The organism is Pseudoalteromonas sp. McH1-7, assembly GCF_013366255.1.
Lineage (GTDB): Bacteria > Pseudomonadota > Gammaproteobacteria > Enterobacterales > Alteromonadaceae > Pseudoalteromonas > Pseudoalteromonas peptidolytica.
Window position 1 is genome coordinate 38,304 of record NZ_JABWPQ010000002.1, and the last position, 19,239, is coordinate 57,542.

General features: G+C 43.3%; 17 protein-coding genes. 9 read left to right on the forward strand and 8 right to left on the reverse strand.

Annotated features, from left to right (window positions below; translation table 11 throughout):
* The first annotated feature begins 343 nt into the window (after positions 1-343).
* Positions 344-1,672 carry a dicarboxylate/amino acid:cation symporter gene (locus HUZ36_RS01420; protein WP_176031821.1) on the forward strand — a complete coding sequence of 443 codons (1,329 nt, stop codon included), beginning with the start codon at positions 344-346 and terminating at the stop codon, positions 1,670-1,672.
* A gap of 41 nt (positions 1,673-1,713) precedes the next feature.
* Here the strand turns inward: HUZ36_RS01420 and HUZ36_RS01425 are convergent, their stop codons facing one another.
* Entirely contained in the window at positions 1,714-3,045 is a 1,332-nt protein-coding gene (locus tag HUZ36_RS01425) for a M43 family zinc metalloprotease (protein ID WP_176031822.1), read from the reverse strand.
* A 110-nt stretch (positions 3,046-3,155) separates the two neighbouring features.
* On the opposite strand from HUZ36_RS01425, the gene HUZ36_RS01430 reads away from it, so the two are divergent.
* Positions 3,156-3,572 carry a sensor histidine kinase gene (locus HUZ36_RS01430; RefSeq protein WP_176031823.1) on the forward strand — a complete coding sequence of 139 codons (417 nt, stop codon included), beginning with the start codon at positions 3,156-3,158 and terminating at the stop codon, positions 3,570-3,572.
* Positions 3,573-3,613: 41 nt separating this feature from the next.
* Here HUZ36_RS01430 and sohB read toward each other — a convergent pair whose 3' ends face one another.
* Both sohB and HUZ36_RS01440 read right to left on the reverse strand, forming a co-directional pair.
* On the reverse strand, positions 3,614-4,639 hold the full coding sequence (sohB, locus tag HUZ36_RS01435; protein ID WP_176031824.1) for a protease SohB: 1,026 nt from the start codon (positions 4,637-4,639) through the stop codon (positions 3,614-3,616).
* Positions 4,640-4,742: 103 nt separating this feature from the next.
* Positions 4,743-7,163: a VolA/Pla-1 family phospholipase gene (locus tag HUZ36_RS01440; protein WP_176031825.1), complete on the reverse strand. Its 2,421-nt coding sequence runs from the start codon at positions 7,161-7,163 to the stop codon at positions 4,743-4,745.
* A 196-nt stretch (positions 7,164-7,359) separates the two neighbouring features.
* Between HUZ36_RS01440 and HUZ36_RS01445 the strand changes: the two genes are divergently transcribed.
* Complete coding sequence (locus tag HUZ36_RS01445) at positions 7,360-8,103, forward strand: YciK family oxidoreductase (protein ID WP_125252992.1); 744 nt, start codon at positions 7,360-7,362, stop codon at positions 8,101-8,103.
* A gap of 302 nt (positions 8,104-8,405) precedes the next feature.
* Here HUZ36_RS01445 and rluB read toward each other — a convergent pair whose 3' ends face one another.
* The 5 genes from rluB to rnm are packed head-to-tail and all read right to left on the reverse strand — an operon-like array spanning position 8,406 to position 12,179.
* Positions 8,406-9,266 (reverse strand): 23S rRNA pseudouridine(2605) synthase RluB, encoded by an 861-nt coding sequence (gene rluB / locus HUZ36_RS01450; protein ID WP_125252991.1) that lies wholly within the window; start codon positions 9,264-9,266, stop codon positions 8,406-8,408.
* Positions 9,263-9,850, reverse strand: a complete 588-nt coding sequence (gene scpB, locus HUZ36_RS01455) for an SMC-Scp complex subunit ScpB (protein WP_125252990.1) — start codon at positions 9,848-9,850, stop codon at positions 9,263-9,265. Before scpB ends, rluB begins: the two co-directional genes overlap by 4 nt.
* A gap of 52 nt (positions 9,851-9,902) precedes the next feature.
* Entirely contained in the window at positions 9,903-10,697 is a 795-nt protein-coding gene (locus HUZ36_RS01460) for a segregation and condensation protein A (RefSeq protein WP_176031826.1), read from the reverse strand.
* An 11-nt stretch (positions 10,698-10,708) separates the two neighbouring features.
* Positions 10,709-11,329, reverse strand: a complete 621-nt coding sequence (locus HUZ36_RS01465) for an L-threonylcarbamoyladenylate synthase (protein ID WP_176031827.1) — start codon at positions 11,327-11,329, stop codon at positions 10,709-10,711.
* A gap of 4 nt (positions 11,330-11,333) precedes the next feature.
* Positions 11,334-12,179: an RNase RNM gene (rnm, locus tag HUZ36_RS01470; RefSeq protein WP_176031828.1), complete on the reverse strand. Its 846-nt coding sequence runs from the start codon at positions 12,177-12,179 to the stop codon at positions 11,334-11,336.
* 438 nt (positions 12,180-12,617) lie between these two features.
* On the opposite strand from rnm, the gene HUZ36_RS01475 reads away from it, so the two are divergent.
* From HUZ36_RS01475 to trpA, 6 genes are read left to right on the forward strand one after another with little or no spacing between them, the layout of a single operon-like run.
* Positions 12,618-14,195 carry an anthranilate synthase component 1 gene (locus HUZ36_RS01475; RefSeq protein WP_147391111.1) on the forward strand — a complete coding sequence of 526 codons (1,578 nt, stop codon included), beginning with the start codon at positions 12,618-12,620 and terminating at the stop codon, positions 14,193-14,195.
* Positions 14,188-14,769 carry an aminodeoxychorismate/anthranilate synthase component II gene (locus HUZ36_RS01480; RefSeq protein WP_147391110.1) on the forward strand — a complete coding sequence of 194 codons (582 nt, stop codon included), beginning with the start codon at positions 14,188-14,190 and terminating at the stop codon, positions 14,767-14,769. The genes HUZ36_RS01475 and HUZ36_RS01480 overlap by 8 nt, the downstream gene beginning before the upstream one ends.
* A 9-nt stretch (positions 14,770-14,778) precedes the next feature.
* On the forward strand, positions 14,779-15,783 hold the full coding sequence (gene trpD, locus HUZ36_RS01485) for an anthranilate phosphoribosyltransferase (RefSeq protein WP_176031829.1): 1,005 nt from the start codon (positions 14,779-14,781) through the stop codon (positions 15,781-15,783).
* Entirely contained in the window at positions 15,776-17,140 is a 1,365-nt protein-coding gene (trpCF, locus tag HUZ36_RS01490) for a bifunctional indole-3-glycerol-phosphate synthase TrpC/phosphoribosylanthranilate isomerase TrpF (RefSeq protein WP_176031830.1), read from the forward strand. The genes trpD and trpCF overlap by 8 nt, the downstream gene beginning before the upstream one ends.
* Before the next feature lie 7 nt (positions 17,141-17,147).
* The gene (gene trpB, locus HUZ36_RS01495; protein ID WP_176031831.1) at positions 17,148-18,332 is read left to right on the forward strand and encodes a tryptophan synthase subunit beta; all 1,185 of its coding nucleotides are present in this window, start codon (positions 17,148-17,150) and stop codon (positions 18,330-18,332) included.
* Positions 18,329-19,135: a tryptophan synthase subunit alpha gene (gene trpA, locus HUZ36_RS01500; RefSeq protein WP_176031832.1), complete on the forward strand. Its 807-nt coding sequence runs from the start codon at positions 18,329-18,331 to the stop codon at positions 19,133-19,135. The genes trpB and trpA overlap by 4 nt, the downstream gene beginning before the upstream one ends.
* Positions 19,136-19,239: the final 104 nt, after the last annotated feature.

The following is a 19,239-nucleotide window of genomic DNA, read 5'->3' on the forward strand; positions in this document are numbered from 1 at the left end:
CGAGAAAACCTTGTCGATAACACCGCTACCGCGTCCCGTAAACGCCTAGGTACTTACGTCCTGTAGGCAGGTAAAAATGTTGCTATTTAATTGTTCTAAATAAGAAATTTTTAACGCAGTTAGCATCAGACTTACACCTTCAAATTGAACAAGTATTAAGGCTAATTAGTGACATATTCACCCGCGATGACTCCCTTTATTTGGTTTAGCCGCGCCTCACCACAACCAGCTTTTTACGCTCATTCTATACTTGATACCAATCAACATATCTTCACACCTATCCTGATATGCTATTTATAAATAACCATTGTCTGTACAACTATCTCAGTTTCAAGGAAAAGGAATGAAAACGACCTACTCCATTAGTTATTTTTTACAAAAGAAAATGCTATGGCTGCAAATTGTTGTGGCTTTGATACTGGGTATTACCGTGGGTATTTTACTTTCCCCTAAAGGAGTAGGGCTGGTTAGTGCTGAGCTATCACTACAAATAGCACAATGGGTTGCACTACCTGGCAACCTATTTTTAGCCTTGATCCAGATGGTTGTGATCCCACTGGTACTTTCATCCATCATTCTTGGCATTGCGGGTAACAAGGACACCGCGTTTTTGAAGCAGGTTGGACTTAGGATCTTCCCCTACTTCGTCATGACCACCTTTATTGCTGTCATCATTGGTTTGGTGGTTGCTTCCTACATTGAGCCGGGGAAATATGTGGATAGTCAGCTACTTGATAACCTCAATAGCCAGCATACCACGACCGTTACAGCTACAGTTGAGTTAAAAAGCATTCCTGAGCGCATGGTGGCAATTATTCCATCAAATATTACTCAATCCACTCTCGATAAAGATATGTTTGCTATTGTGATGTATGCCATTTTTATCGGTATTGCTATCACCACACTCACTCAAAAGCAAAAGTCCCTGCTTCTGGAGCTCACCACAACAGCACAAACGCTGTCCCTACAGATTGTTAATTGGGCTATGCTGCTAGCTCCGTTTGCGGTTTTTGGGTTACTTTGTGATATTACTATTCGGATTGGCATCGATGCCCTGTTGGGTGTTTCTGCTTATGTTGCGACTGTGCTGCTGGGTTTGCTATTACTTATGTTTGTCTACCTGTTTTTAGCCAGTAGCGCAGGAAAGATTAGCCCTTGGCGCTTTTTATCAGCAATTAAAGGTGCGCAATTATTAGCCTTTTCAACGTCCAGTTCAGCCGCAGTAATGCCGCTTTCAATGCGTACAGCTGAGCAGCCGTTATCTGTTAAAAAACCGATTGTTCAGTTTATCATCCCTTTAGGCGCGACGATCAACATGGACGGTACTGCGCTCTATCAAGTGATCGCAGCACTATTTTTGACTCAAGTTTTTGGTATAACACTCTCCGACAGTCAAATTTTGTTACTGATACTCACCACTGTAGGTGCATCCATTGGCTCCCCGAGTACCCCTGGGGTCGGTATTGTAATTTTGGCTTCAGTATTAACCAGCTTTGGGATCCCTGCAGCTGGTATTGCCCTTATCTTGGGAGTAGATAGGATCTTAGATATGTGTAGAACTGTGCTCAATGTCACAGGAGATCTGACGGCCTGCGTAGTTATGGAGCGCCTGATAAAGCTCGATACAACACCTAAAAATGCTATTGATGACGGCGAAAAGTCTACAGCGTAACGATACACCGCAGACTAATCTTGTCAGCACCCGGAGCTGTTCTAGTTATTGTTCTGATTGTTAAGATAAAGTGCCTGTAAGGGACCTGTTTTCAGCCATGTTTGCATCACTTTATACTGGCTGATGGAAAACATTTTTTGATCTTTATCATCTGACTCAGCATTCATAAAATTCATTACCAAGTCGCTATTTTTACATTGTGTTGTCGGTTGACCATCACAAGTCAAATGACGGTGGGTATTTTCATCGGTAGGTACGCCATGTGTGTGACCGATCAAACCAAATAGATGACCTAGTTCATGGGTGAACGTTTTTCCCTCATCAAATCTGGGCTCTCGTGGAGGTATTACACCAAACACAGAGTCCGCTACAACAACTCCTACCAACCTATCTTCAACAAGCCCTGGAATATTCGCTCTTCCGAGTAATCCCAGCTTTCCTTGTAAATCTCGTGCATACCCGACCCATACATTAATGTATTGATCGTTTGGCCAAGCATCGATGCCGCCTTTTTCAGCTTTTGCATAAGCATTATCGAGCGTAATGATACTCAACGCCGCTGTTTTTCTGTTTATACCTGAATGAGGGTTACCGTCAGGATCGTGAGTTGCCAAATAAAGTTGTATACCAGTATCCGCAATATACGGCACAAGTGTATCCTCAATTGTTTCAAGGTCATCTCTATTTAGAGCTCTGAAATGTCGATTTGTCGCTTCGATTTGAGAATATATTTGTTCATCGCTTATCTGCACATATTCATTTTCTATCACATGAACGACAACAGGTAGACGTATGCGTTCAATACCTTCAGCAGGGATCGGGAAATGGCTATTGAAATTGACATCTACAGTACAATCAGCATTGATAGCACCTGTTGTGTACTGTTGTTCATTTAACCTACCACCACAGCCTGTTACCGAATTTATAAAATGGTCACTATTGGGATTAATATTAACCTTCGCAGTTTCACCATAAGGCAATTGGTAATTGGGCTTGTCTACCCAGCCTCCAACTGAGGTCGCAACATTAACTGAATATTGATAGGCTTTGAACCTGACTTTGATCGTGCAATTTGCTGCAGGATTACTGACTGTAAAATTATCTTCATTTAGCGTCCCGTTGCAGCCAGAAACACTCTCTAGTTCATGGCCTTGATCGACACTGATCACAAACGTTTTGTCTGAGTTTTCGGCTAGTTCGAATGATTTAGGTGTAATAAATCCCCCCTCATTAAAAGAAGTCGAAATTATATAGCTTTTTATTTCTGGTGGTGTTGTAGCTGGGGTTTCGGAGGGTTGTGAGTCACTAGACCCGCCACATCCCCACAAAAATAGGGACAATATTCCTATTAGATAAGTTCTTATGTAAAGCATCAAAATTTTCCTTAAATTAAAAATGCCAACAGCTACACTAACCAAAGTTAGTAGTATAATCTAGCGCAAATTTGTTATTTGTCACTACGTGTTAATGCCCAAAACAATAGATGTCGCTATTCTATAGCCCGTTTCTTACGCGTCCCCACTTTTTATACTGGCTTATTCAATCACAAGTCAAAGCATTAAGTTATTTAATTGCAGAGCGTGATATTCAAATGTCGTTTGATTTATCCCGCTATCAGGTTTGGCTTCCCAGTGCCGCCGCTAAAACCGTGATTGGTAACCTCATTGGAAATGCGATGCAGCATACATTTTGTGGCACTATCGAAATACACCAACACCAGGATCTGATCGCGATAAAAAACACCGAATCCATGGACAATCTAACACCGCAGATTGACACTCTAGGATATGCTCTTGGCTTGAAGTTAGTGGAACAACTATGCCAGCAGCTTAATTGGCAGTGCCACATTGAGTTTGTTAAAGGAGGCTGCTGTGCCAGTGTCTATCTTTGCAAGCATTGATAGGTGATAATAAGTTATCGCCTATCAATTATTAATGAGTACTATGCAGAATACTTAGAGAGGTTTAGTTTAGACAGTGTTTTGATGGCTACACGCTCCAAAGCATTGCCCAGTTGCAGACCAAACTTCTCCACAACGCCCCTTTTCACTCTATAACTCACTTTATAAAGCTGATGATTTTCGTTTAATGACATAAGTAAATCATCACTGGTAGAGATTTCATCAACGAGTTTAAGTGCGAGCGCCTGTGTACCAAACCAATGTTCACCCGTTGCTACTTTCTCGATCTCGAGATCAGCGCGATGTTCAGCGACAAAGTGTTTAAATAAACCATGCGTCTGCTCGATTTCTTCTTTAAACTTTTCGCGTCCCTTATCGGTGTTCTCACCAAACAAGGTTAATGTGCGCTTATATTCACCGGCAGTGACCATCTCAAAATCTACGTTATTCTTTTTCAACAAACGATTGAAGTTGGGGATCTGTGCTATTACGCCAATAGAGCCAATAATCGCGAACGGGGCTGCGATAATCTTATCTGCAACACAAGCCATCATATATCCGCCGCTAGCGGCCACTTTATCAACACATACCGTCAGTGGGATCCCTGCTTGTTTAATACGAGTTAGCTGCGATGCACCTAAACCATAACCATGAACCACACCACCGCCACTTTCAACAGAGACAATAACTTGATCTGTGGCTTTATCAGCGATTGTGAGAATAGCATTTATCTCCTCCTGTAAGCCTGATACCTCATGTGCGTCCATACTGCCGTTGAATTCGATATAAAATACATTTTTGACTGTTTCTTTAAGCTTATCTTGGTTTTTTTGTTCTCTCGACTGCGCTTTATTGCGTGCCTTGAGTGCTTTTTTGTCTAAGGTTTGTTCTAAAAACTGTTCTTTAGATTTTGCCAAGCTCTCACTCAAATCAGTGACTTCAATTTCACCTTTCTTTGTTTTCGGTCTATGGCTGGCACCTACAACCAACATAATAACCACTGCGATAGCAAATATAATAGTCACTGCTTTGGCCAAAAATAACCCATATTCAAACAAAAATGCCAAATTACTCTCCTCGTTTAGCTGAAAAAGTTATCCATTGCGTTCGCGGTCAAATGGACACAAAAAAGGCCGCTATCTGCGGCCTGTTATAGTCTCGAAAAACGCTTTAGTTTGCAACAACGTCTGGGTTAGATATCTGAAGTACTGCGCCTTTAGACTTCAAGAAGCTGGCAACTTGAGTTTGCATTTCAACCGATGCGGCAGCATGGCCAGCAGCAGTTCCACCTGCTTTTTCAGCAAAACCAGTGGTCAAAATCGAGCTATGGTGCCCTTGAGAAAACTTAACCACGTAACTACCCGGAGTGACTTGCGTTTCATTAACTGAGCTTAACCCCATGAAGCTTGCAAGTGGTAAACTACCAGATAAGAAGCTACGTTCTGTTGTCGGAGGGATAACCAAGTCCGCAGCATTACCATTCACACCACCTGTTACGACACTCATATAAACTGGAGTCTGTAACGCCTTAACTGATGACGCGTAGTTTAGTGGATCTGCACTATCTAGCACAGTCTGCGCAGCAAAACCAAATTGCGTTACGGTTGCGTCAATCAATGCAAGCGTTGCCGTATCCTCTGCAGCTTCTAGGCCACCTCTAAAGGTTGCGTACGCACATGACATAAACTCACTTGGTACCGCAGCAAATGCGCCGCAATCAGCAGCAGCCCCTTCCTGTAAATAGCCATTGAATGCTTGTGACGCCAAATTACCAGCAGAGCTCAATACCGAACCTTGCACAAATGGGCCAAATGATTTTGATTCAATCAAGAAGTTTGCAATACCTGAACCACCACTAGCAAGTACTGCCGTATCCACTTTAAATAGGTGATCAACATTTACATCAAGTGGCGCGTTAGTTTGTGTAAGGAAACTTGGGCCTACAATAGAACCAAGAGAGTGACCTAAATAACTGACTTGCTGAGTATTGAAGTTAACTTGACCGCCCGATGCTACGTTAATAAAGTTAAGACCAACACGTAAGCCCATCAAATCGGCAGCCGATTGCTTCAAGTTATCTCTTGCTACCAATAACGATGTCAGATTCATGTAAGAAAGTACGCTACCGGTCGAGGCATTGAATTCATCGTTACCATCACCGTCAATATCAATACCACGTTCGCCATGCATTGGGTGGTCGATTGCGACCGTCGCAAAGCCAGCTTGCGTTAGTGATAGCGTCAAGCCAAGCATATCTTCTTTTTTACTGGTTATACCGTGCTGCAAAATAACAACAGGCCATCCACCATTAGGGGCCTCGCCGGAAGGTGATGTAATTTGAACCGGCACATTTGCCAGCCATTGCTGCTTTGGTATTGGGTTGTATCTAGTGATAAATCGTTGTTTATCTACACCGATACTTCTAAACTGAGGAACCCCTTCAGGTACTGGGAAACTTGCACAAATTTGGTCGTCCCCCTGCGCTTCAGGTGGTAACTGACCACCTTGTGCAACATATCCACCTAAAGTAACGGGGCTGTCACACAACGCCTGCCAGTAGGTATCTGCTAATGCTTCTATATCGCCTGTCTGAGGTTTCGCTAAGTATTGTGGTAATTGAATAACACCACGCATTAATTTGATTTGTTCAAAAGCCGGTAATACTGCTGCTGGCACTTTACCTTCTAGTGCATCAGCGACCGTCATGGGTGCCTGAGCCGGAACCGCAACAACCGGTGGCGCATTCTTCGCGAGCGATTGTGCAAGTAAAGCTTTGGTTGCAGCTAAACCAGCACCAACAGATTGTGTGGTCATCGCTGCGGTGTAAATAATTTCTGTACTAGTCACACCCGCATCAGTTACCGCTTTTTCATAACTCTGGATCACCGCTTGTAGTGACTTCTGAGTGTCGGTGACTAAAGGTGAGCCTTGGCGTAGCAACGAGTATGTTGAAGAGGCATCAACGCTCTGACCTGATGAATCTTTTAATCCCGTCGTCAAAACTGTTATGTACGTAGTTTGCGGCTTGAATGGTTTGACAGGAACGATAACAACACCGTTCCCAGCACTATTTGCCATCGTTACAAAATCACCCTGTGGACCAAACTCAAGCTCAGCCACCACTTCGCATGCAATTCCTGAAGGTAGTGCCGAGCACTTTGGATCTTGGGCTAATGGGCCACCCATTTTCACTTCAAAAATACGGATTGAACCTGGGGTCTGCACGCTTTGTGCATCAACTTTAAGGCCATTTGGCGTTGTCATGTCAATGGCAAACGGCATTTGCGTTGACCAGCCGTCTTGCGCTCCAAGTACAATACCAGGATCTGCATAGTGCGCACGAGTCACCACAGGGTTGCCGTCACCATCAACTTTTCCAAGCATTTCACCTGGTAAGTTTAATGTGCCATCTTGGGTACCTGACAACAATATATCGTTAGGGACTGAGATAACACCACCAGACGGGTCAAATTTTACTGAGATGGTTGGAGAAACGGGCGCGGTATCATTTTTAACGTCTTCTAACGTTTCACCGCCTCCACAGCCAGCAAGTGCTGCTGATACTGCGAGTGAGAGTAGCATTTTTTTCATTTTATAGGCTCCGACATAATCTTATTATTATTGTGATAATTCTCGTTAATTCTATGTAATTGCATTTTTAATAAGACATTAGACCAGTTAAACTTAACTCAAACTTTGTTATTTCGCCAGCCATATTTACAATAAATTCGCTTACTTGCTAGCGCATTATGATAAAATGACATAAACATCTTATTTGGGGTCCAGAATGCAGACTTATCAAGCTCCTGAAAACGCACTTGCAAACAAAACGATATTAGTAACTGGTGCTGGCGATGGCATCGGCCGAGTTGCAGCGATTAACTATGCAAAATATGGTGCAACCGTCATATTATTAGGCAAAACCACCAGTAAGCTAGAAGCTGTCTATGATGAAATTGTTAACGCAGGTTATCCACAGCCTGCTATTGTACCTATGGATTTGCGCGGTGCAACCAAGCAGCATTTTCGCGACTTAGCAGCGACCATTGAGCAGCAGTTTGGTAAATTGGATGGATTGCTCAATAACGCGTCAATTCTTGGGTCTTTAGGACCGATGGAGCATTTTTGCGTTTCAACTTTCGAAAACATTATGAAAGTAAACGTAACAGCTCAAGCGGTTATCACCAAATCTTTGTTCCCTGTCATGCGCAAAGCGCCACATGCCTCTATTGTATTCACCTCTTCTGGTGTAGGGCGCAAAGGTCGTGAGTTTTGGGGAGCCTATGCCATCTCTAAATTTGCAACAGAAGGTATGATGCAAACTTGGGCTGAAGAAGTTGGCAAAACCAATATACGTATTAATTGTATTAATCCTGGTGCGACGAATACCAGCATGCGTGCATCAGCATTCCCAGGTGAAGATAAAGATAAACTAAAGACACCTGAAGACTTGATGCCTACTTATTTATATTTAATGTCTGATGATTCTATAGATGTCAATGGGCAATCACTAGACGCACAAACATATTAAACTTATACCAATTTTCTTAATTAAGTGGTCTATTTGAGGTGAGAAAATCTTGCCGATAACAAGGCTAAAATTTTGCTATTTAGTTGTTCTAAATAAGAAATTTTTAACGCTGTTAGCGTCAGATTTACTCCTTCAAATTGGTATTAAATAAAGGTTAACGACTACAAGGCTGCTACTCCCAATAGCAGCCTTTTTATTGCGTGCACAGACAACTGCCTTTGAGTTCTCCTTCCATTACTTTACCCTCAAAAAGCGTAAATAAAAACGCCAGCAATTTGTGCTGGCGTCGTATCAGTATAAAGCTATTTTCTTCTGGGAGTTTTTACCCGTTGATTATGCTTTTTCACTGCTTTTCTGATTTTATTAATTTTTGCCCGCTTATCTTTGCGCTTTTCAGGCATTACCGACAATTTTGTTTGGGTCTCAGGGCGTAGGCTTACTGACTTGCGAAGATAATTTACATCTTCTAATTTCAGCTCCTCCCAGCCCCCCTGCGGTAGACGTTTGTTTAACTCAAGCTTTCCGTAACGAATACGGATCAGTCGAGAGACTTCAACCTCTTGAGATTGCCATAATCGTCTCACTTCACGGTTACGACCTTCAGTAAGGGTAACGTTAAACCACTTGTTCAGTCCTTCACCACCAAGCGGTTTAATCTTCAAAAACTTAGCAGGTCCATCATCCAGCTCAACGCCAGTGGTCAGTGTTCGCAGCGTTTGATTGGTTACTTCACCAAAAACACGAGCAGAATATTCACGCTCCACTTCATATTTGGGATGCATTAAGCGGTTAGCCAATTCACCGTCGTTGGTAAATAGCAAAAGGCCTGAAGTATTTATATCTAATCGACCGATAGCAATCCAACGGTCGCCATCTAATTTTGGCAATCTATCAAATACTGTACGACGCCCCTGCGGATCGCGCCGAGTACACAGCTCTCCTTCAGGCTTATGGTACATAAGTACGCGACAAATGCGCTCTTCTTGTTGTTCAATTTTAACAACATGTCCATCTACACGGATCACCGATGTTTCTTCTACTCGGTCTCCTAGCTTGGCAACTTTTCCATCTACACTTACGCGGTTAGACTCAATATACTTTTCCATTTCGCGTCTTGAGCCAACGCCAGCTCTTGCCAATACTTTTTGTAGTTTTTCACTCATTCAGATGGTTCTCTCACAGAAGGATCGTTTAATAACTGTTCTATTTTTTCATTATGTTGTTCAGGCAATCGAGGTAATTCTCCTAAAGCTGACAATGAAAAATAGTCTAAAAATTGTTTCGTCGTCGCATATAGCGCGGGCTTACCGGGTACTTCTTTATGGCCAACTATTTTTATCCACTCGCGATCAATCAAGCTTTTGATAATAGTAGAGCTCACAGTTACACCGCGAACTTGCTCTATCTCTCCGCGAGTGATCGGTTGTCGGTAAGCAATCAAAGCTAAGGTTTCAAGTGTAGCACGTGAGTATTTCGGTGCTTTTTCCTGCCAAAGTTTACTTAACCAAGGACTCAAGCTCGGACAAGCCTGAAAGCGATAACCAGTACCGACTTCAACCAGCCGGACACCCCGAGTTTGATAATGACTTATCAATGTTTCTAGTGCTTTATCGATACGCAGTGATGATACTCCGATATCTTCCAGCACAGTTTCTTTTAGCCGCTTTTTAGACAATGGCTTATCTGAAACAAAAATGGCAGCTTCAACCAATTCAACCAATTGTTCATCGCTAACGCGTCTTTTCATACTCTATGCTTGAAGACAAAAAGCAGATTATAACAGAGGTAGAGGGCATCCCCTAGCCTTTTAGATGCAGGTAAATTGAAGTCGCACTGTGTGCCTGAATATAGTCAACCAGCTGCTCTTTGATGAGCTCCAACATTGCAATAAAAGTCACTACTACGCCGCTGCGTCCCTCGTCCAAGGTAAAAAATCGCACAAACTCAACAGGTTTATTTTGCTCTCGTAGTAGCTGTAAAATAAAACTCATACGTTCTCGAGTTGATAGTGCCTCAGCTTGTATCTGGTGATGCTCAAAGGTCTTCGCTCTGGCCATTACTTCACTGAGTGCTAAAAGTAATTCTCTAAGCTCGATATCAGGAAACTCAGATTCAGTCTCAGCGCTGTTATCTATCAACGCATGAGCGACAAAAATGTCACGTTCAACACGGGGAATTTCATCCAAGTTTTCAGCAGCTTGTTTAAATTGTTCGTATTCTTGTAAGCGCCTAACTAGCTCAGCTCTGGGATCTTCTTCCTCCTCTAACTCTTCGTGTTTTGGCAATAGCATTCTTGATTTTATTTGCGCGAGTAACGCTGCCATCACTAAGTACTCACCGGCAAGTTCAAGCTGCATGTCTTTCATCATCTCAACATACCGGACATACTGTTGGGTAATACTAAAAATAGGTAGTTCTAAAATATCAAGCTTATGTCTTTTGATGAGGTAGAGGAGCAGATCTAGCGGCCCTTCAAAGGTTTCTAAGATAACCTCCAAAGCTTCAGGTGGAATATATAAATCTTCTGGTTTTTCAATTACCGCTTCACCACGTAAAAAGGCCAGCGGTAATTTCTGTTGTGATAGCTGTACCATCTCAGCTTACGTTATTCAAATGGCGATGTATCGCCGCAGCCACGGCGCAGGATTTCGATTGTGTCTTCAGACATGTCAATAACCGTGGTTGCTTGCTCAATTAAATAGCCACCATGAATAATCAAGTCTACCTGCTTTTCGATACGCGTGCGGATATCATCAGGATCCGACTCTGTGAACTGCTCACCTGGCAAAATCAAGGAACATGACATCAAAGGTTCGCCTAGCTCAGCCAGCAACGCACAGGTGATCGGATTGTCCGTAACACGGATCCCTATGGTCTTCTTTTTTTCATTCAGTAAACGACGCGGCACCTCTTTAGTACCTTTAAAAATAAAGGTGTATGGTCCTGGTGTATTGTTTTTAATCATTCTAAACATTTGGTTGTCTACTCGAGCGTAGGTCGAAAGCTCAGATAGATCGCGACATAACAGAGTAAAGTTATGATGCTTTTCAATACCACGGATCCGCTCAATGCGTTCTTTGGCCTGTTTATTTCCAAGGCTACAGCCGATGGCATATCCAGAGTCAGTCGGGAACACCACAACGCCGCCTTGCTCAATAATATCAACCGCTTGACGGATCAAACGAGTTTGTGGGTTATCTGGATGAATATGAAAAAATTGGCTCATACTATTATTCCTCTTTGCCTCCCCAATGGCGCCAAACTCCTTGACAGTCCTTTGGAAGATATAGGTTACGACCAAGATCAACCCAAGGCATCGGGAAATGAAAGTCAGACCCTTGGCTTGCCAATAATCCGAACTCTTGGCTTAACCGCCCTAAAAATTGACGTTCGGTTGGTGCTTGTTGTGGCTGTGCAACCTCCATTGCGGCTCCACCAGCCTGTTTAAATTCTGCAATTAACTTTCTTAACCACTTATTTGACATTTTATAACGAGCAGGATGTGCCAACACGCTAACCCCACCGGCTTCATGAATAGCCTCAATTGCCGTCCTCATATCACACCATTGGCTTGGTACATAACCAGTTTTGCCACGCGCCAAGAACTTATTAAAAACCCCTTGGATGTTTTTAGCAACGCCCCTTTGTACCAACACTTGAGCAAAGTGCGCTCTTGTGATCTGAGCAGTTTGGGCAAGTGATTGCGCATCTTCATACACATTTTCATAGCCTTTTTTGGCTAACCGCGCGCCAATCTCAATAGCTCTGGCCTCACGCTTTTTTTGTTGCTCACTCAGTAGTGTCGTCAATGCTAAGTGTTCAGGACTGAAACCTAACCCAACAATATGGATCTCAAAGCTTTCCCACTTAGTGGAAATTTCCACCCCGTTGATTAGTTCAAGTGCCAGATTGTGTTCACGAATATATTCCTGCGCAGGCTGGATAGCATCTATGGTGTCATGGTCAGTAATGGCCAAAATATCAACGCCCTTTTCCGTCGCTCGCTCCAACAGCTCATTAACCGCTAAGCGACCATCGGAAAAAGTAGTATGGCTGTGTAAGTCATATTTAATCAAAATGTACTAACTATCTCTCTGAATTATCAACGTTTTGATTATACCACATCTGAACTGATACGACCTTAGGTTATTTTTTGATATTTGCCCTTGACACTTGTATCAAGAATGGGGTTTACTGTAGCTAATTTAGATTAAACAACGAAATATTCACAAATGAACAAACAATTTCAAAAAAACATTTGGTGGTGGCACTCGAACTAAGCGGGTGTGTTTCGTTATATCTACGATTTATTAACCCGCGCAATGTCGCGGGTTTTTTTATATTTTTTTAAGGCTTTTTAATGAACAGCAATATCACAGTAAACACAATTTGGTGGTGGTGGATGCCCTAGCGGGACGGTATTGTTGTGCCTGAACAATAACCCCCGCAGAGCTCAGCTTTCGGGGGTTTTTTATTTTCTAAACAGAATATCTAGAAATTAAGAGGAATGAGGTTTGATTTTTAGTCACATAACGACCACACCAGGTGAGGTCACCAGCATAAGACAAAGGCGCGACTATACCGCTAGCCCTTTGTCACTATACGCTGGTTTAAACAAAGAAAACTCACTACTACTTGAATCCGCAGAGATTGAGTCGAAAGATAATGTGAAAAGCATTGTACTTGTAGATAGCGCTATCCGATTTGAATGTAACGGTGCTCAGGTCATCGCCAAAGCATTATCCAATAATGGGGCTCAGCTACTGCCGTACCTTGCACAAAAGGTAAAAAATTGTGATGTTCATCTCAGCGAAGATACATTAACTCTTTCATACAATGGACTTGAAAGTGATATTGATGAGCACACTAAACTCAAGGCTGATAATGCCTTTAGTGCACTTAGAACCTGTATCAATGAAATAAAGCAGAATTCAGACACGCCTTTCTCTGTCTTTTTAGGTGGAGTATTTGCCTATGATATGGTCGCTAACTTCGAACAACTCCCAGATGTGCCAAATGGTGATAATGACTGTCCTGATTACGTGTTTTATTTAGCTGAAACCCTAGTGGTTATTGACCATCAAACGCAAACCACTGAGCTGATCGGCAATGTGTTCAATGGCCCTGACGTACATGCCAACTGTTTTGAGGTCGGCAAACAACTAGAAACACTCAATAGCCAGTGTGACCAAATTACCGAGTTTCAATTTAGCCCTATTGCTGGCTGCCCCGAAGTTCAAGTAAATATTAGTGATGACGACTACTGCAACCACGTTGAAAAATTGAAAACCAATATTATCAACGGTGATATATTTCAAGTCGTTCCCTCTCGCTCTTTTTCACTTCCTTGCCATAACTCACTCGCCGCCTATAAACAGCTCAAATTACAAAACCCCAGTCCGTACATGTTCTATATGAAGGACGAGCGCTTTGTTTTGTTTGGCGCATCTCCTGAATCAGCGCTCAAATATTGTGAGCAGAGTAATCAAGTTGAAGTCTATCCTATTGCAGGCACAAGACCCCGTGGTAAGTTTGCTGATGGTAACATCAACCCAGACTTGGATAGCCGCATCGAGCTTGAACTACGAAACGATCAAAAAGAACGTGCAGAGCATTTAATGTTAGTCGACCTTGCGCGAAATGATGTAGCTAGGATCAGTGTGCCAGGTACGCGGCACGCCAAAGAATTATTAAAGGTCGATCGCTATTCCCAAGTGATGCACCTAGTATCCAGAGTCGTTGGCCAATTAAAACCTGATTTAGATGCACTTCACGCCTATCAAGCATGTATGAACATGGGTACTTTAGTCGGTGCACCAAAAGTGAAAGCCGCAGAGCTCGTTCGCCATACCGAACAACAGCGCCGTGGCAGCTATGGTGGCGCAGTAGGTTACTTGATGGGGAACGGTGCTATGGACAGCTGTATCGTCATTCGCTCTGCATTTGTAAAAAATGATATCGCCTACGTGCAAGCAGGTGCAGGAGTTGTATTTGACTCAGATCCACAAAGTGAAGCAAATGAAACCAAGGCAAAAGCGATGGCCGTGATAAAAGCTGTACAGTCTACGTATGAGGATACAAATAATGACTAAAGTATACTTCTTAGACAATTTTGATTCATTTAGCTATAACTTGGTTGATGAACTTAGCCTCCTTGGGCTTGACTTAGTCGTCTATCGTAACAACATCCCAGCTGAAACAATTTACAATAAAATGTGCGCTGAAGTAGAGCCGGTGATTTTAGTCTTGTCTCCGGGACCTGGCTCCCCTTCAGAAGCGGGCTGTTTACTGGCTTTAATTGCTCTTTGCAAAGGTAGATTTCCGATGCTTGGGATCTGTTTAGGTCAGCAGGCGCTCACACAAAGCTATGGTGGTGAGATAGGCCGTGCAGGCGAAACAGTACACGGTAAGTCTTCTATAATAGAAGCTGATGAGCACCCAGTATTTGCAGGGTTGGGCTCACAGTTTCCTGTTGCTCGCTACCACTCTTTAATGGCAACTAAAGTGCCGCAGGAACTCAACGTCATTGCAAGATATAAATCTATTCCCATGGCTATCTACCATAGTGAAGATCGAGTGATAGGTTTTCAGTTCCACCCAGAATCAATACTCACGCCTAATGGCGCTCAACTATTACAGCAAAGCATTGCATACCTCAGCGCTTAGGAGAATACTATGGAAAAGTTACAACCGCTTTTACAGCAACAAGATTTGTCTTTTGATGACGCCAAATCCTTATTTGACGATATTATGACGGGGCAGCTTAGTGACATCGAGCTTACCGCTGCCTTGGTTGCCCTAAAACTCAAAACCGAAACTGCATCAGAAATTGCAGGTGCTGCTCAAGCAATGCGCGATCATGCTACGCCTTTTGATAAGCGGGGCTTACTCGCCGCAGATAGCTGTGGTACTGGCGGGGATGGCACAAACACCATCAATGTGAGTACCACAGCTGCGATTGTTGCTGCAGCGTGTGGTATCAATATGGTCAAACATGGTAATCGCAGTGTGAGCAGTAAATCTGGCTCCGCTGATTTACTCAAAGCTCTTGGGATTAACATTGATATGACTCCCGCTCTTGCAGAAAATTGCTTAGCAGAGACTGGCTTTACCTTTTTGTTTGCACCGCATTATCACGCTGGTGTAAAACACGCGATGCCGGTTCGCACCCAGCTAAAAACCCGCACCATATTTAATATCCTTGGGCCATTAGCAAACCCAGCAAAGCCTGAAGTGCAATTGCTGGGCGTGTATGACCCCGCTCTAGTGTTGCCAATGGCCGAAACACTCAACCGTTTAGGCACAAAGCGCGCGATGGTCGTTCATGGCAGCGGCACCGATGAAATTGCGTTACACGGTGAGACATTAGTCGCTGAAGTGAAACTGGGTGAAGTGACACAATACACCATAACCCCAAGTGATTTTGGACTAGAAAACTATTCACTTGAATCCATCGCAGGAGATACGCCAGAATATAACGCGAAAGCGAGCCTTGCGATTTTAAATGGTGAAGGCGAAGCCGCGCACAATGCTGCAATTATCGCCAACGTAGCTGCTCTATTGGTTTTAACTGACAAGGCAGCAGATTTTAAAACCGCAAGCCAGCTAGTCCGCGAAGTATTAGCAAGCAAAAAAGCCATGACAACTCTGGCTAACATAGTAGAGGTGAGTAATGGCTAATGTATTAGAAAAAATTGTTGCTGATAAAGTCGAAGAACTAAAAGCGCGTAAGATACAGCAGCCCCTAAGCGACTTTATTGATAACGTCACCCCGACCACACGTGACTTTATGGCAGCACTGGCACAGACCGGCACACAATTTATTTTGGAGTGTAAAAAGGCATCGCCTTCAAAAGGGCTTATTCGAACCCATTTTGATTTAGATGAAATCGCCGGCATTTATGGTAAGTACGCAACATGTATTAGTGTGCTAACCGATGAAAAATATTTTCAGGGCAGCTATGAATACTTGGCGAAAGTACGAAAGCTAGTCGACCAGCCATTGATCTGTAAGGATTTCTTTATAGATGAATACCAAGTTTATTTAGCCCGTTTGCATGGTGGCGACGCTATTTTACTGATGCTATCGGTATTAAATGACGAAGAATATATGGCGCTAGTCAAAGTGGCAAAGTCACTAAACATGTCGATTTTAACAGAAGTAAGCAACGAAGAAGAAGTAACACGGGCTCTGGCACTAAACGCTGAACTTATCGGTATTAACAACCGAAACCTACGAGACCTATCAACGGATTTAGCAACAACAGAAAAGCTACGAGCGCTTATTCCAGAAGACAAAGTTGTGATTTCAGAGTCTGGTATCTACACACACCGAGATGTCAAACGCTTATCGCCAATTTGTGATGGCTTTTTGGTTGGCAGCTCTTTGATGGCAGAGCAAGATTTAGAGCTTGCTTGCAGACGTTTAATTTTAGGTGAAAACAAAGTCTGTGGTCTTACTCGAAGCCAAGATGCAAAGGCTGCTTATGAAGCTGGCGCGGTGTACGGTGGCCTTATCTTTTATCCAAAGTCTCCTCGTTATGTTGATATAGACTGTGCGAAGGCTGTCGCTGATAGTGCGCCACTCAAGTATGTGGGTGTGTTTGTTAACGCACCACTTGAGCAAGTGGCTGAGTATGCGCAAATTTTAAAGCTCAGTGCAGTACAATTACACGGGAATGAAGATGAGCGATATATCGACACATTACGTAAACAACTACCATTAACGTGCCAAATTTGGAAAGCACAAGGAGTGGAAACAACACTGCCAACTCCTTTTTCTGGTGTAGATAAACACTTGTACGACACCAAAACAGCGACGGCATTTGGTGGTACCGGGCAAGTTTTCGATTGGCAGTTATTAAGGCACAGCACAAACAATTACATGTTGGCAGGAGGCTTAAGCCCAGACAATATTCTTAGTGCCGTGTCGATTGGCGCTGACGGCCTTGACCTAAATTCAGGTGTTGAGCAATCGCCTGGTAAAAAATGCGCTCAAAAAATCGCAAATGCGTTTTCACAAATTCGAAAATATTGAGGTGGACATGAGTAATTCAGCTTATTTTGGTGACTTCGGAGGCATGTTTGTGCCCGAGTTACTCGTACCTGCTCTAAAACAATTAGAACAGGAATTTTATAAATCACAAAAAGACCCAGCATTTCAGACAGAATTTTATCAACTGTTAAATGAGTTTGCTGGTCGTCCAACGCCGCTAACTAAAACTCGTAACTTAGTAACAAACCCTAACGTAAAACTTTATTTGAAACGTGAAGATCTACTCCATGGTGGTGCACACAAAACCAACCAAGTTTTAGGTCAGGCACTGCTGACCAAACGTATGGGTAAAAAAGAAGTCATCGCAGAAACCGGCGCTGGGCAACATGGTGTAGCAACCGCACTAGCCTGCTCCTTGCTTGGTCTAAAGTGTAGAGTGTATATGGGTGCCAAAGACGTAGAGCGCCAACAACCGAATGTATTTAGAATGCGTTTGATGGGAGCTGAAGTTATCCCGGTAACCGCTGGCTCTGGCACACTAAAAGATGCAGTGAATGAAGCAATGCGCGACTGGTCTGCAAACTATCAAACAGCACACTATTTGCTTGGTACAGCGGCAGGTCCACACCCATTCCCAACTATTGTGCGCGAGTTTCAAAAAATGATTGGCGAAGAAGCCAAGCAGCAAATACTCAAAGCAGAGGGGCGTTTACCAGATGCTGTTATTGCCTGTGTAGGTGGTGGCTCTAATGCTATCGGTATGTTCACAGACTTTATTGAGGAAAAAGACGTTAAATTAATTGGTGTTGAACCGGCTGGAAAAGGACTTGATACTGACGAGCACGGCGCAGCATTATGCAAAGGCACCAAGGGCATTTTGCATGGTGCTTACACCTATATTATGCAGAATCAAGATGGTCAAATTGAAGAGTCTTATTCTGTTTCTGCCGGTTTAGATTATCCAGCGGTCGGTCCTCAACACGCATTTTTACATGAAACAGGCAGAGCACAATACGTCGGTATTAGTGATACAGAAGCCCTAGAGGCTTTTCAAGCGTTAGCAAAACATGAAGGGATAATTCCTGCACTAGAATCGAGCCATGCACTGGCATACGCATTGAAGTATGCCGAGGCGCAAACAGAAGAAACTATCATTGTTGTCAATTTAAGTGGCCGAGGAGACAAAGACTTAGCTCACGTCCACCAAGTACTTTCTGAGCGAGGTGAACTATGAGACGTTATGACGCGATGTTCGCGCACTTAAGCGAAAAAAACCAAGGAGCATTCGTCCCTTTTGTAACGATTGGCGATCCAAACAAAGCGCTCAGTATCGATATTATTAAGAGCTTGATTGACGGGGGTGCTGACGCATTAGAGCTCGGTATCCCCTTCTCAGATCCCATTGCTGATGGCCCAGTTATCCAAGCTGCCAACATCCGAGCACTAGAGCAAAATGTGAATACGCAAGATTGCCTTGAGATCATCGCTGAGATCCGCCGATATAACAGTGATATTCCTATTGGCCTGTTACTGTACTCAAACTTGATTTTTGCTCGAGGTATTGCGCAGTTTTATCAGGATGCAAAAGCGGCTGGCGTTGACTCTATTTTGGTTGCAGACGTGCCACTGCACGAGGCTAAACCATTCAGACTCAATGCCATGGAGAATGACATCGCGCCAATTTTTATCGCCACACCCAATGCCTGTGATGATACCCTACGAGAATGTGCTACCCGAGGGCGTGGTTATACCTATTTACTCTCACGTGCAGGTGTAACTGGCACAGAAACGACGGCGCAAATGCCAGCGACAGATATGATCACCAAATTGATTGAATATCATGCTGCACCGCCGCTGTTAGGGTTTGGCATTTCTGAGCCTAAGCATGTTAAACATGCCATTAGTTCTGGTGCTGCGGGCGCTATCAGTGGCTCTGCAGTAGTTAAAATCATCGAAAAACATTTAGATGATCACAAAACAATGTGTTTTGAGTTGAAAACCTTTGTTGAACGAATGAAGGCTGCAACCCAGAAGTAATACCAATTTTCTTAATTAAGTGGTCTATTTTGAGGCGAGAAAATCTTGTCGATAACCAGGCAAAAATTTTTCTATTTAGTTGTTCTAAATAAGAAATTTTTAAC

Coding starts and splice junctions, on each gene's coding strand:
- HUZ36_RS01420 (WP_176031821.1), top strand. CDS start 344: ATGAAAACGACCTACTCCATTAGTTATTTTTTACAAAAGAAAATGCTA.
- HUZ36_RS01440 (WP_176031825.1), bottom strand. CDS start 7,163: ATGAAAAAAATGCTACTCTCACTCGCAGTATCAGCAGCACTTGCTGGC.
- HUZ36_RS01425 (WP_176031822.1), bottom strand. CDS start 3,045: ATGCTTTACATAAGAACTTATCTAATAGGAATATTGTCCCTATTTTTG.
- trpB (WP_176031831.1), top strand. CDS start 17,148: ATGAGTAATTCAGCTTATTTTGGTGACTTCGGAGGCATGTTTGTGCCC.
- HUZ36_RS01480 (WP_147391110.1), top strand. CDS start 14,188: ATGACTAAAGTATACTTCTTAGACAATTTTGATTCATTTAGCTATAAC.
- trpD (WP_176031829.1), top strand. CDS start 14,779: ATGGAAAAGTTACAACCGCTTTTACAGCAACAAGATTTGTCTTTTGAT.
- trpA (WP_176031832.1), top strand. CDS start 18,329: ATGAGACGTTATGACGCGATGTTCGCGCACTTAAGCGAAAAAAACCAA.
- scpB (WP_125252990.1), bottom strand. CDS start 9,850: ATGAAAAGACGCGTTAGCGATGAACAATTGGTTGAATTGGTTGAAGCT.
- HUZ36_RS01430 (WP_176031823.1), top strand. CDS start 3,156: ATGTCGCTATTCTATAGCCCGTTTCTTACGCGTCCCCACTTTTTATAC.
- trpCF (WP_176031830.1), top strand. CDS start 15,776: ATGGCTAATGTATTAGAAAAAATTGTTGCTGATAAAGTCGAAGAACTA.
- HUZ36_RS01445 (WP_125252992.1), top strand. CDS start 7,360: ATGCAGACTTATCAAGCTCCTGAAAACGCACTTGCAAACAAAACGATA.
- rluB (WP_125252991.1), bottom strand. CDS start 9,266: ATGAGTGAAAAACTACAAAAAGTATTGGCAAGAGCTGGCGTTGGCTCA.
- HUZ36_RS01460 (WP_176031826.1), bottom strand. CDS start 10,697: ATGGTACAGCTATCACAACAGAAATTACCGCTGGCCTTTTTACGTGGT.
- HUZ36_RS01465 (WP_176031827.1), bottom strand. CDS start 11,329: ATGAGCCAATTTTTTCATATTCATCCAGATAACCCACAAACTCGTTTG.